The organism is Erwinia persicina (assembly GCF_019844095.1).
Lineage (GTDB): Bacteria > Pseudomonadota > Gammaproteobacteria > Enterobacterales > Enterobacteriaceae > Erwinia > Erwinia persicina.
Genome location: NZ_CP082141.1, coordinates 1,728,874 through 1,740,721, shown reverse-complemented (window position 1 = coordinate 1,740,721; position 11,848 = coordinate 1,728,874). Strand labels below are relative to the sequence as shown.

At 57.7% G+C, this 11,848-nt stretch carries 11 protein-coding genes; 6 read left to right on the top strand and 5 right to left on the bottom strand.

Features of this window, described 5'->3' with window-relative positions; genetic code table 11:
- The 4 genes from K6L24_RS07805 to K6L24_RS07790 all read right to left on the bottom strand — a co-directional run bounded on the left by K6L24_RS07805 (position 1) and on the right by K6L24_RS07790 (position 3,906).
- A complete protein-coding gene (locus K6L24_RS07805) occupies positions 1-1,494 on the bottom strand; it encodes a sugar ABC transporter ATP-binding protein (protein WP_137269416.1) in 1,494 nt (497 codons plus the stop codon).
- A gap of 16 nt (positions 1,495-1,510) precedes the next feature.
- Positions 1,511-2,551, bottom strand: coding sequence for a sugar ABC transporter substrate-binding protein (locus K6L24_RS07800; protein WP_062742768.1), 1,041 nt, complete (start codon positions 2,549-2,551; stop codon positions 1,511-1,513).
- A 49-nt stretch (positions 2,552-2,600) separates the two neighbouring features.
- Entirely contained in the window at positions 2,601-3,581 is a 981-nt protein-coding gene (locus tag K6L24_RS07795; RefSeq protein WP_062742769.1) for a sugar phosphate isomerase/epimerase family protein, read from the bottom strand.
- 73 nt (positions 3,582-3,654) lie between these two features.
- A complete protein-coding gene (locus K6L24_RS07790; protein ID WP_137269417.1) occupies positions 3,655-3,906 on the bottom strand; it encodes a hypothetical protein in 252 nt (83 codons plus the stop codon).
- On the opposite strand from K6L24_RS07790, the gene K6L24_RS07785 reads away from it, so the two are divergent.
- From K6L24_RS07785 to K6L24_RS07760, 6 genes are all read left to right on the top strand, one after another.
- Positions 3,900-4,985, top strand: a complete 1,086-nt coding sequence (locus K6L24_RS07785; RefSeq protein ID WP_118663778.1) for an aldose 1-epimerase family protein — start codon at positions 3,900-3,902, stop codon at positions 4,983-4,985. The genes K6L24_RS07790 and K6L24_RS07785 overlap by 7 nt on opposite strands.
- Before the next feature lie 343 nt (positions 4,986-5,328).
- Positions 5,329-6,339 carry a substrate-binding domain-containing protein gene (locus K6L24_RS07780; protein ID WP_222682131.1) on the top strand — a complete coding sequence of 337 codons (1,011 nt, stop codon included), beginning with the start codon at positions 5,329-5,331 and terminating at the stop codon, positions 6,337-6,339.
- Between the two features lie 82 nt (positions 6,340-6,421).
- Positions 6,422-7,906, top strand: coding sequence for a sugar ABC transporter ATP-binding protein (locus K6L24_RS07775; protein WP_062742772.1), 1,485 nt, complete (start codon positions 6,422-6,424; stop codon positions 7,904-7,906).
- Positions 7,899-8,900 (top strand): ABC transporter permease, encoded by a 1,002-nt coding sequence (locus K6L24_RS07770; RefSeq protein WP_062742773.1) that lies wholly within the window; start codon positions 7,899-7,901, stop codon positions 8,898-8,900. The genes K6L24_RS07775 and K6L24_RS07770 overlap by 8 nt, the downstream gene beginning before the upstream one ends.
- Positions 8,897-9,946, top strand: coding sequence for an ABC transporter permease (locus K6L24_RS07765; RefSeq protein WP_062742774.1), 1,050 nt, complete (start codon positions 8,897-8,899; stop codon positions 9,944-9,946). The genes K6L24_RS07770 and K6L24_RS07765 overlap by 4 nt, the downstream gene beginning before the upstream one ends.
- A gap of 119 nt (positions 9,947-10,065) precedes the next feature.
- Entirely contained in the window at positions 10,066-10,926 is an 861-nt protein-coding gene (locus K6L24_RS07760; RefSeq protein WP_062742775.1) for a MurR/RpiR family transcriptional regulator, read from the top strand.
- A gap of 11 nt (positions 10,927-10,937) precedes the next feature.
- Here K6L24_RS07760 and licT read toward each other — a convergent pair whose 3' ends face one another.
- The gene (gene licT / locus K6L24_RS07755) at positions 10,938-11,795 is read right to left on the bottom strand and encodes a BglG family transcription antiterminator LicT (RefSeq protein WP_062743092.1); all 858 of its coding nucleotides are present in this window, start codon (positions 11,793-11,795) and stop codon (positions 10,938-10,940) included.
- Between the last annotated feature and the right edge of the window lie 53 nt (positions 11,796-11,848).

Sequence of the window (11,848 nt, the reverse complement as noted above, 5' to 3'; positions counted from 1 at the left end):
TTAAGCCAGATCGTTAATCGCGTAACGGGCGATGTTTTCTTCGGTGATAGCCTCACCGCTCAGTTCTTTGGTGATCTTCCCTTCACGCATGACCAGCACCCGATCTGAAATACGCATAATTTCCGGCATTTCAGAAGACACCACCACAATCGCTTTGCCCTGGCGGGCTAATTTCTCTATCAGATTATAAATTTCTGATTTGGCACCAATATCAATTCCCCGGGTTGGCTCATCAAAAAGAAACACTTTATTATCCGCTGCCACCCAGCGGCCGATAATCACTTTCTGCTGATTACCGCCGCTTAACGTGCCAATCGGCTTTTCAATATTTAACGGGCGCAGATTCAGATCGCTCATCACTTCCAGCGCCACTTTATCGAGCTGCCGCTGGCGTAACAGTCCGGCTCGGGTAAATTTCATCATCGACGGCAGCGCCATATTCATTTTCACCGCACGCTGTTTGATGATGCCCTCTTTTTTACGATCCTCCGGCACCAGGCCAATGCCGGCTTTGATGGCGGTGCTGACGTTAAGCGTTTTCACCACCACGCCGTCCACCCGTACGCTGCCGCTGGTGCAGGTATCAATACCGGCAATCAGCTTCAGCAGTTCCGTACGCCCTGCCCCAACCAGCCCGGCAATGCCCAGCACTTCACCCGCGTTAACGCTGAAGCTGGCGGACTGTACCGCTTTATCGCGCCCCAGTCCGTCAACCCGCAGCACCTCTTTCCCGGTGATGTAAGACTGATGCTGTACCTTTTCAATTTTGCGTCCGACCATTTTGGTGACGATGGTTTCTTCGGTTTCATCGCCGATGTTCACCACCCCGACCTGTCGGCCATCGCGCAGAATAGTGGCGCGGTCGCAGACCTTGAAGATCTCGTTCATCTTGTGCGAGACGTAGATCAGCGCCACGTTCATCGACTTCAGATCGGAGATCAGCTCGGCCAGCCGGTCGAACTCGCGCGGCGTCAGGCTGGAGGTCGGCTCATCCATCGCAATGATTTTGGCCTCATCCAGCAGCGCACGCGCGATTTCCACTATCTGCTGCTGCGACACTTTCAGATTCTTAATCGGCTCGTCCGGGTCAATGCTCGGATCAAGACGCCGCAGGATGGCGATTGCCCGCTTACGCTGTGCCTTACGGTCAACAAAGCAGCCTTTAAAGCGCGTCAGTGGCCGGCCAAGAAACATATTTTGAGCCACGGAGAGCTCAGGAACGTGCTGCAACTCCTGATGGATCATCGCAATCCCGGCCTGGCGCGCGGACAGGGGATTTTTCATCTGCACCACCACGCCGTTGACGGCGATCTCACCGGCATCGGCGGGGCGCACGCCGGAGAGAATATTCAGTAGCGTCGACTTGCCAGCGCCGTTCTCACCGATTAAGGCATGCACCTCACCCGGTCTGACGGAGAAATCCACCGTCTGTAACGCTGCCGCACTGCCGTAGGTTTTACTGATGCCACGCATCGTCAGACAAAACTGTTCCATACACCCTCCGCCGTGATTACTGCTGTGCTAAAAGCTGACGCAGCTTGTTATTATCTTTGGTCGAGAAGGCATCGGCATTGTCTTTGGTGATCAACGCCTGCGGCGTGGAGACGACGCGCGACAGTTTCTGGCCAGCGACCAGGCGCAGCATCACGTCCATCGCCACTTCGCCCGTCAGCACCGGGAAGCTGTCAACGGTACCGGTCAGCTCACCGCGTTTGATCGAGGCGTAGGCATCGGAAATACCGTCCGTGCCGAAGACGGCAGTCTGCGCCGATTTACCCTGTGAGCGCACGGCTTCTACCACGCCCAGCGCCATGCCGTCATTGTTGGCATAGAAGCCAATCAGATCCGGGTGCTGCTGCAGAATGGTCGAGGCGGCGTTGTAGGCATTTTCGCGGCTCCAGTTGGCCGGCACGCTGGCCACCAGCGTGAACTTACCGTTTTTAGTGATGGTTTCACGGAAGCCTTTCGTCCGCTGTGCGGCGGCGTAAACGCCCGGCTGCCCTTCAATGACGGCGACCTTGCCGCCCTTCGGATAGTGCTGGATAAACCAGTTGGCCACCCGTACGCCGTTGTCTTTCTGCACGTTGCCGACGTAGTGGGCCGCATTCGGCATCACCGCATCGTTAACGTTGACCACCGGGATGTTTTTGCTTTTCGCTTCTTCATAGGCCGGTTGCAGGTTGGCATCGGTCTGCGGGGAGACCAGCAGGCCGTTAAAGCCCTGTGAGATCAGGGTTTCGGCGATCGACAGCTGGCCCAGCTGATCGTCTTCGTTAGCGGCCGCCTGATATTCGACGGTGATGCCGTATTTTGCGCCTGCGGCTTTGTAGCCTTCACCCAGCGAGCGCCAGTATTCGTTGGTCAGCGTTTTTGATACGCCACCGATTTTCAGTTTTTTGTCCGGTGCCGGCAACGGCCCGTATTTTTCAGTGAGCTGCGTCCAGTCGGTGCGGTCAGCTTCGGTATCGGACTGCAGTGGCGGCAGATCCGCTGCATAAACGGTCGAGCAGAACAGTGTCGCGGTGAGTACAGAGAGTAAGTGCTTTTTCATAATCTATCCTGTTATTTTTATAGGGTTTATAACCCGGGGGAGAGACGTATTAAGGTGCCAGCATAATGTCGTTAACAATCTGCTGAGAGGTAACGGCATCCTGGCGGCTGATGGCGTCCAGCAGGGCCGGGTTATTATCCAGCTTGTCGCAGAGCCGCAGTAAACGGGTAACGGTGGCAATGTTGGTTTCCGCTTCACGCACCGGGTCAAGACCGCTGGCATCCGGGAAGGTGTCAAAATAGTAAGCGCCGTTATAACCGTCGCGCTTCATCTGCCAGAGGAACTCCAGCGTAGCGCGCGGGTTAACGGAAGCGGCCATCAGACCATCATCGCGTTTGCCCCAGCCGTCGTTCAGATCGAGGCCGAGCAGGCGTGAACGGCGGGCCACCATGGCGGCGGCATAGGCCGGGATCTCATTCGCATACAGCACGTGGGCAAAGTCGAGCGTGATACCCAGATTCGGGCAGCCGGCTTCTTCCACCGCCAGCAGGCAGGTGGTGACGTTCGGGAAAATGGCGAAAGCCCGCGGTTCGTTGGGCTTGTACTCAATACTGACGTCCATATCCCCGGCATATTCCGCCACTTCACGCACCGCGCTGACCGCATCTTCCCAGACTTTTTTGTAGTCGACCTGGAAGCAGTAATCAAAACCGTCCTGCCCCATCCACAGCGTCATGATGCTGGCACCAAATTCGCGTCCGGCATCAATACCGCGCTTGGTCAGTTCGATCGCCTGACGACGGATTTTGGCATCCGGGTTGGTATACGCGCCGATTTTAAATTCCGGTGCATCCCAGCGCATCTGCATGCCGTTCACCGCCAGCCCCACGTCTTCAATTTTCTGACGCATGGTTTTGACATCATCGGTGATGTGCTGCGGATAGTTCAGATCCAGATGGGTCAGGCCTTTCGCCGTAGCAGCACGCTCAATCATCTGCAACACGGAAGGCTTGCCTTTCAGCTCTGGCCAGTAGCGCCACGCGCCGGACGCAAAGGAGTTGAGGCGGGTAGCAAATTTCAGTTCTGACATATCGGTGTCCCTGGTTGTTGAGTTGTGAATTACTTTACAACTTTACATTTATTTGTGAACAAGTGCATTACTATCACCAACAAAAATTCCCCGCAACCACGGCCGCTGTTTTCATCAGCAATTTGGGCGCTGCCTCACGAAATCTGCGCGGCAGAAATCCGGCCACGGCAAAAATCTGCGTAACTGTGTTGCAGGTCGCATTTTGAACATCGGGGAAGGCGTGAGCGGAGCGTTGGCCGTTGTGCGCCCGGGAGGAAAGATTTACTGTTTCAATCTCATCAGTAAATTTTAACGTATTCAAACCACGCGGGGAAAGCGATGTCACACACCATAATCACCCTTAAAAAGTCCTTTTTCAGCAGCACACCGCGTGAGATTGTGCGGTCAGGCGACTGCCGCGCTGAAATCTACCGCACGACGTCCGGCATTGAGGCCGTCCGTCTGAGTAACCGCCGCGGGCACCTGGTGATCCTGCCCTGGTACGGTCAGATGATCTGGCAGGCGACGTTTGATGGCGTTGACCTGACCATGCAGAGTGCCTTCAAAGAACCCCGGCCCGCAGCGGACATTGTCGGCACCTACGGCTGCTTTATGTATCACTCCGGCCTGCTGCGCAATGGCAATCCCGGCCCGCAGGATAGTCACGCACTGCACGGTGAGATGCCGCTGGCGGCCATGGATAGCGCCAGCATTGAAACCGGAGAGGATGAGCACGGGCCGTGGATGGCGCTGGCCGGCGAACGGGAGTACCTGATGGGCTTTGGCGATCACTATATGGCCCGCCCGCGCGTGGTGCTGCGCCCGGCGGCGGCCACCTTTGAGCTGCGCATGGCGGTGGAAAACCTCTCGGCGGATGACATGGACCTGATGTACATGTGCCACGCCAACTTTGCCTTTGTTGAAGGGGGGGAAATCCTGCAGCCCACCGGCTTCAGCAGCGCCGACATGGTGGTCCGCACCTCGGTTCCCGCCCTCGTCAGGGCCAGCGACAGCTACCTGGCCCACCTGCAAACGCTGCAGGAAGATCCCTCCGTCACCCGCACCATCAGCGCCCGCCTCGGCGTGGATCCCGAGCTGGTTTTCTATCTGAAAAACCTGAAGACCGCGCCGGACGGCCGGGTGCATGTGATGCTGCGCCGGCCAGAGGGTGACGCCTTTTCAATGTGTTACCACCCGGAAGAGTTTTCCCATCTGGTGCGCTGGATCCTCGCCAATAACCGGCAGAAAGTGTGCGCTTTTGCCATGCCCGCCACCTGTGGAGTGGAAGGTTACCAGGCTGAAAAACAGCGCGGCAACGTCCGCACGCTCAGGGGGGGAGAGTCGGCCAGCTTCACCCTGACGCTCGGCTATCTCAACGCGCAGGAGGCCGTTCTGGAAGCAGCAATGGTGCAGGCGTCGCGCTAGCGCGCTTTTATCACTCTGGGAAATCCGAGTTGTGAGCTGAATCAAATAAGGACACTTTGGTTACGCAATAAAATTTACTTTGAAACTTTTTTGAGTAAAGTCAATTTTGCCAGCGGGACATTTAATGCGGTTTGTTCCAGGCACTGAGAGAAGACGAGACAGTTTTCCAGGGGTGCTGAAGACGGGACTTCCTCTTCTTACCTTCTCCCTTTTTTACCGTTTAGCCACGTTCACTGTCCCGACGGGATCCGGGGCGACAGGCCAGCCTGTCACCCTACTCCTCTGCGGCGTATTGCCAGAGAACGATGCGCGAAGATAACTATGATAATGAAGAGGTAACACCATGAATCGCCGCATTTTTGTTAAAGCAATGAGTTTATCCGTGCTTATCTCGATGAGCGCCGGTCTCGGCTGGTCAACTATCGCCGCTGCCGCGGAAACCAAAACCATGGTCACCGTGGTGAAAGCCGTCGGCGTGCCGTGGTTTAACATCCTCAATCAGGGGCTGGAAGAAGGCGGTAAGCAGTTTAACCTGAAAACCTCTATGGTCGGGCCAACCCGCGCCGACCCCGCGCAGCAGGTTAAGCTGATTGAAGATTTGATTGCCAAGAAAGTGGACGTGATTGGCCTGGTGCCGCTGGACACCAAAGTCACGGCGCAGGTGGTGAAACGTGCGCGTGACGCCGGGATCATGGTGATCACCCAGGAAGGCCCCAATCAGCCGGGCAAAACCTGGGACGTGGAGTTGATGAGCGCGCAGGCCTACGGGGAAGCGCAGATGAAGGCGCTGGCCCGTGAGATGGGTGAAAAGGGTGACTACGTGATACTGGTCGGCACGCTGACCACCACCGGACACAATCAGTGGGCAGATGCGGCGATTGCCTATCAGAAAGCACACTACCCTGACATGCGACTGGCGGCCGACCGCTTCCCCGGAGCGGACTTTATTGATGAATCCGAGCGCGTCACCCAGGATATCCTGAAAGCCTATCCGAAAGTGACCGGCATCATGTCGATGGGATCTAACGGGCCTATCGGCGCGGGTAACGTGCTGAAAAAACGCCATCTGGAGAAAAAGATTGCGCTGGTCGGCACCACCATCCCTTCGCAAGCCCGGGCTTACATTATGTCTGGCGTAATCCGTGAAGGCTTCCTGTGGAACCCGAAAGAAGCCGGTCTGGCCATGACCTCCGTTGCCCGTCTGGCACTGGATAATGCCAAATTTGAAAACGGTATGACCATCCCCGGCCTGGGGAAAGCGGCCGTCGACAGCGAAAACAACGTGGTCATGGTCGATCGTATCCTGACCATCAACAAATCTAACATCGCCGGGCTCATCAAACTGGGCCTCTGAACCACTCCATTTGCCTGATACCGTCCCGGCGACCCGCCGGGACGGCCTCCCTGTACCCTCACTTATTGCAAGGGGCCGCGTGATGTCCGTTTTCTTACAGCTAAATGGAATTTCGAAAATATTTGGTGGCGTCCATGCGCTGTCTGACGTGGAGCTCCAGCTCAGAACCGGCGAGGTTCACTGCCTGTGCGGCCAGAACGGCTGCGGTAAATCCACGCTGATCAAAATCATGTCCGGCGTCCACCAGCCTGAACCTGGTGGCAAAATTACTATCGCCGGGGAGCCGATCGCCCATCTGACGCCGGTCGAAAGCACCCGCCTCGGCGTGCAGGTGATTTATCAGGATCTGTCGCTGTTTCCCAATCTGACCGTGGCGGAAAATATTGCCATCGGCCTGCACGTGGGTGGGCTGCGCCGGGTGAACTGGAAAAAAGTACAGCAGCTGGCCAGCGATGCCATGCAGCGCATCGGCGTATCGCTGCCGCTGAACGATAAGGTGGCGGATATCTCGATCGCCCAGCGTCAGCTGGTCGCGATCTGCCGTGCCATGGCCGCCGACGCGCGCCTGGTGATCATGGATGAACCCACCTCCTCCTTAACCCGCTATGAGGTGGACGCGCTGCTGAAACTGACCCTGCAGCTGAAGGCCAGCGGGATCACCATTGTTTTTGTCAGCCATCGTCTGGATGAGGTGCTGGAAATTGCCGACCGGGTCACCGTAATGCGTGACGGAAAGATGCTCGGCACTTACGATGCCCGTGACATGTCGGACCGCAAGCTGGCGACCCTGATGACCGGCAAAGAGTTCAGCTATCAGTGCGCGGCCAAAGATCGTCCTGAAACGGCAACGGTGCTGGAGGTGCGCGGGCTGTCGCGCTCCGGCGAATATCAGGATATTCACTTCGATGTGCGGCGTGGGGAGATCTTAGGCCTGACCGGGCTGCTTGGGTCAGGACGCACGGAGCTGGCGCTGTCGCTGTTTGGCCTCACCCGCCCTGAACAGGGCGAGATTGTGCTGAACGGCGAGGTCACCCGACTGCGGTCAAACCGCGATGCCATCCGGCGCGGGGTCGCCTATTTATCCGAAGATCGTCTGGCGCTGGGTCTGGTGCTGGAACAGTCGATCAGCGCCAATATCACCCTGTCCGTGATGGAGCAACTGGTCGGTAAAGGCGGCCTGATCCGCGATGACTGGTATGAGAGCACTGTGCGTCACGGCATCGAGTCGCTGACCATTAAAGCCGGTAACCCCGACAATAAAGTGAAAACGCTGTCCGGGGGAAACCAGCAGCGCGTGGTGCTGGCCAAATGGCTGGCCACCAATCCCTGCCTGCTGATCCTCGACAGTCCGACCGTGGGGGTCGACATTCATGCCAAAGACGGCATTTACGCCATCATCAGGAGCCTGGCCGCCAGCGGTATGGCCATCATCATGATCTCCGACGAAATTCCGGAAATTTACTACCACAGTGACCGCGTGCTGGTCATGCGTGCCGGTCGCTTAAACGGCGAATACATCCCAGGGCGCTGCTCTGAAGACGAGCTGAAGGAGGCGGTCAATGCGTGATTTTTTCCAGCGTTTTATCCCGACGCATGAGTGCCGGCTGCTGATTGTCATCACTCTGATGGTGCTGTTGCTGGCTTTCTCTACGCCGGAGTTTGCCTCTCTGCAAAACCTGGTGGATGTGCTGGGTGCCACGGCCTTCACCGGTATTCTCGCCGCCGGTCTGCTGGTAGTGATCATCACTGGCGGCATCGATCTCTCCTTTGCCGCCGTGGCCTCGATTACTCAGTTTGTTGCGCTGACGGTGGCTAACCATTTTGGCATCGGCTGGGTCGGGGTGTTTGCTATTGCGGTCGGCCTCGGCGTGGTGCTGGGCTTGATTAATGGCCTGCTGGTGAACGCACTGAGAACCTCAGCGCTGATTATCACCATTGCCACGCTGAACGTCTTCTTTGGCATTCTGCTCACCGTGACCGGTGGCGCGGATATCTTCGCCCTGCCGGACTGGTTTACCGCCGGCTTTGAATTTGTCTTTTATACCGACGCCCAGGGCATCCCCTATACCATTAACTTCCAGATTATGGCGCTGTTCCTGGTGTTTCTGCTGACCTGGCTGCTACTTAACCGCAGCAATGTCGGCCGCCAGATTTACGCCATGGGCGGCAACCCCGATGCGGCCCAGCGCGTGGGCTTCAACGTCTATCGCCTGAATATGCTGGTATACGGCTACATGGGTGCGCTGGCCGGGATCGCTTCGCTGGTACAGGCGCAGCTGGTGCAGTCGGTCTCCCCCACGGCCCTGGTCGGGCGCGAGCTGGATGTGGTGGCGGCGGTGGTGATCGGCGGGGCCAGCCTGACCGGCGGTTCCGGCACTGTGCTCGGCACTGTGCTCGGCCTGGCGCTTATCGCCATCTTACAAAACGGGCTGATCCTTCTCGGGGTCTCGTCGTACTGGTCTCTGTTCAGCACCGGGCTGGTAATTATTGCTGCCATGATCATGATGGCCAGAGAAACCCGTCAACGTCATAAGCAGGCTGAAGCAGGAGTGGTGCCATGAAGCATAACGTTAACCGTCTCTCCGACCGCATCCAGCGGCGCGTCGGTACCACCAATGCGCGTCTGCTGGTGATGCTGGCGCTGATGATCACCGGCCTTGGTCTGCTGGAAGGCAGCAAACTGTTTGGCGTGGCCGGACTGCAGTCGATGGGTTTTCAGCTGCCTGAACTGGGTTTCCTTGCGCTGGCAATGATGATCCCGATGCTGTCCGGCGGCATCGATCTGTCAATTATCGCCACCGCTAACCTGTGTGCCCTGACCGTGGCCTGGACGCTGACGGCGCTGATGCCGCTGATGCCGGACAGCCACGGTGTCAGCTGGGGAATGTTGCAGGTGGGTGCGCTGGTGGCCGGTCTGCTGGTGGCCGCGCTGGTCGGCCTGCTTAACGGTGTGCTGGTGGCTTATCTACGGGTACCGCCGATGCTGGCCACGCTCGGCACCATGACTGCCGCCAAAGGCCTGGCCATTGGCTTCAGCCACGGTAATGTGATCTCCGGTTTCCCGGCACCCATCGTGTTTATCGGCAACGGAACACTGCTCGGTATCCCGGTGGCGCTGATCATCTTTGCAGCGGTGGTGTTCCCCCTGAGCGTTTTTGTCAATAAAACGCCGCTGGGCAGCGCCATCGCCATGATCGGCTCGAACGAGCGCGCGGCAGAATACTCCGGCGTGAATACGCGCCGCAGCCTGGTGTGGGTCTACCTGATTTCGGCTCTGCTGGCCGGAGTGGCGGGGATTATCATGATGGCCCGCTTCGACTCGGCCAATGCCGCCTACGGGGAGAGCTATCTGCTGGTCGCTATCCTTGCCGCCGTGCTTGGCGGGGTCGATCCGCTGGGTGGGTTTGGCCGGGTGAGCGGCGTGATCCTGTCGCTGCTGATCCTGCAGCTGATGTCTACGGCCTCGATACTGCTCGACCTCAGCCAGTTTATCACCCTGGCCCTGTGGGGGGCGATCCTGCTGCTGGCCTCGGGCGGGCTGGTGCTGAGAGAGTGGATGTCAGAGCGGTCAAAAGCGAAAACCGCCACGCGTACCCGGACGGTCTGAGGCGCTGATTTTTCCCGCACGGCTGGCAACGGAGCCGTGCGGGAAATCAATAGCCCCTCCCGGTATGGCATGATATCTTTATGAATTAACAATCACTTAGTCAGGGAATAAGTCATCTCATGGTCAATATTGCCGATGATACAAGTTCGATTGGCCCCCGGTTACGGATGATGGTCTCGGTGCTGACCCCCCTGGAGACCCGGCTGGTTAACGCGGTACTGGCGAACGACTTCGACGAACGCGTGGCCCTGAAAGAGGTGGCCGCCCGGTGTGAGATGTCGGAAGCGATGGTGGTCAAGACGGCGAAAAAGCTGGGCTTTAGCGGTTTCCGCGAGCTGCGCAGTAAGGCAGCAGAATATAACCGGCTGCCCATCAATGAGATGCATCAGGAACTCTCGCCAACAGATACGGCGGCCGAAATTGTCACCAAAGTGTTCCGCACCTCCGCCCAGGCGCTGGAGGAGACGCTGGCGATCCTCGATATGAAAGCGTTTGAACGCGCCGCAGAGCTGCTGGCTAAAGCGCAGCAGCGGGATTTTTACGGCTTTGGCGGGTCAGCGCAGATTGCCCGCGATGCGGTACATAAGTTTTTGCGCATTGGCGCGCGCGCCACCGCCTGGGACGATCCCCATATGATGCTGATGTCGGCCTCACTGCTGGGAAAAAATGATGTGGTGCTGGCGATCTCGCACTCGGGTCAGACCAAAGATATCCTTGAGGCGGTCAGGGCGGCCCAGGCGAACCACGTGCCGGTGATTGCCATCACTAACTACTCCGGCTCTCCCCTCGCCAATCTGGCCGATACCGTGCTCTGCTCCACCGCGCAGGGATCGCCCCTCACCGGCGAAAATGCCGCCGCACGCGTGGCGCAGCTTAACATTCTGGATGCCCTGTTCGTTGTCGTCGCCCAGAGTGACTATGCCCACGCCGAGCAACAGCTCAACCGCACCATGATGGCCGTCGCCCATAAAAGAAAATAGGCCATCCGGCCTTATCCGGCGTCCGGCTCATCGTCATCCGGCCCGACGATCCGCACCAGATGGATCATCAGATAGAGCAGTTCATCATGGGTCAGCGTCACCTGCAGCTGGTTATGGACGTACCCGGCAATCAGCTGACTGGCGCGGAAGTGGTCGGGATACTGACTTTTGACCTGGGTAAAAATAAAGTCGTCTGTGGCGACCATTTGCCGCCCCTCCATCAACCGCTGAATAAAAAACTGCAGATGGGTGACAAAACGCTGATAGTTCAGTGAGTCCTGATCAATTTCCGTACGAAAGTGATACTTTATCAGGGTAAAAATATCCTTCAGCATCTTCACCGACTGCAGCGTGGTTTCCATGTTTTGCACATCGGTCTGTCCGTTAACCAGGTGAAAGGCGATATTGCCGGCTTCTTCTTCCGGCAGCGCGATCTTCAGCTGCCGGTTAATCTCCTGCACCGCCGCCTGCGCCACCGCGAATTCACGCGGGTAGAAGCGCTTCACCTCGAAAAGCAGCCGGTTCTGGATGGCGATTCCTCTGGCAAAACGTTCGATAGCAAAGCTGATGTGATCCACCAGCGTAAAAAACAGCTGCTCACTCAGCGTGGCGTTCAGCGCCACGCTGGCGCGGTCAATGAGGTTCTGCACCAGCGGCAACAGCGATTCCGGGGCGTTTTCTATCACCCGCAGATAATCGCGGCGGGTCTGGCTACCCTGCACCACGAAGATTTTTTCAATCTGCGCTGCGTCCAGCGTATCCCCCACCTTGCTGTTAAAGCCGATGCCCTTGCCCATGACAATCACTTCGCCATGCTGCGCGCTGCGGGATAACACCAGGCTGTTGTTAAGCACCTTTTCTACGGTCATATTGTTCATCGTACTGCCACCCGGCCCCTGTGCGGCTTGCTGTGCGCCCGTGC

Coding starts and splice junctions, on each gene's coding strand:
- K6L24_RS07805 (WP_137269416.1), bottom strand. CDS start 1,494: ATGGAACAGTTTTGTCTGACGATGCGTGGCATCAGTAAAACCTACGGC.
- K6L24_RS07800 (WP_062742768.1), bottom strand. CDS start 2,551: ATGAAAAAGCACTTACTCTCTGTACTCACCGCGACACTGTTCTGCTCG.
- K6L24_RS07795 (WP_062742769.1), bottom strand. CDS start 3,581: ATGTCAGAACTGAAATTTGCTACCCGCCTCAACTCCTTTGCGTCCGGC.
- K6L24_RS07785 (WP_118663778.1), top strand. CDS start 3,900: ATGTCACACACCATAATCACCCTTAAAAAGTCCTTTTTCAGCAGCACA.
- K6L24_RS07780 (WP_222682131.1), top strand. CDS start 5,329: ATGAATCGCCGCATTTTTGTTAAAGCAATGAGTTTATCCGTGCTTATC.
- K6L24_RS07775 (WP_062742772.1), top strand. CDS start 6,422: ATGTCCGTTTTCTTACAGCTAAATGGAATTTCGAAAATATTTGGTGGC.
- K6L24_RS07770 (WP_062742773.1), top strand. CDS start 7,899: ATGCGTGATTTTTTCCAGCGTTTTATCCCGACGCATGAGTGCCGGCTG.
- K6L24_RS07765 (WP_062742774.1), top strand. CDS start 8,897: ATGAAGCATAACGTTAACCGTCTCTCCGACCGCATCCAGCGGCGCGTC.
- K6L24_RS07760 (WP_062742775.1), top strand. CDS start 10,066: ATGGTCAATATTGCCGATGATACAAGTTCGATTGGCCCCCGGTTACGG.
- licT (WP_062743092.1), bottom strand. CDS start 11,795: ATGACCGTAGAAAAGGTGCTTAACAACAGCCTGGTGTTATCCCGCAGC.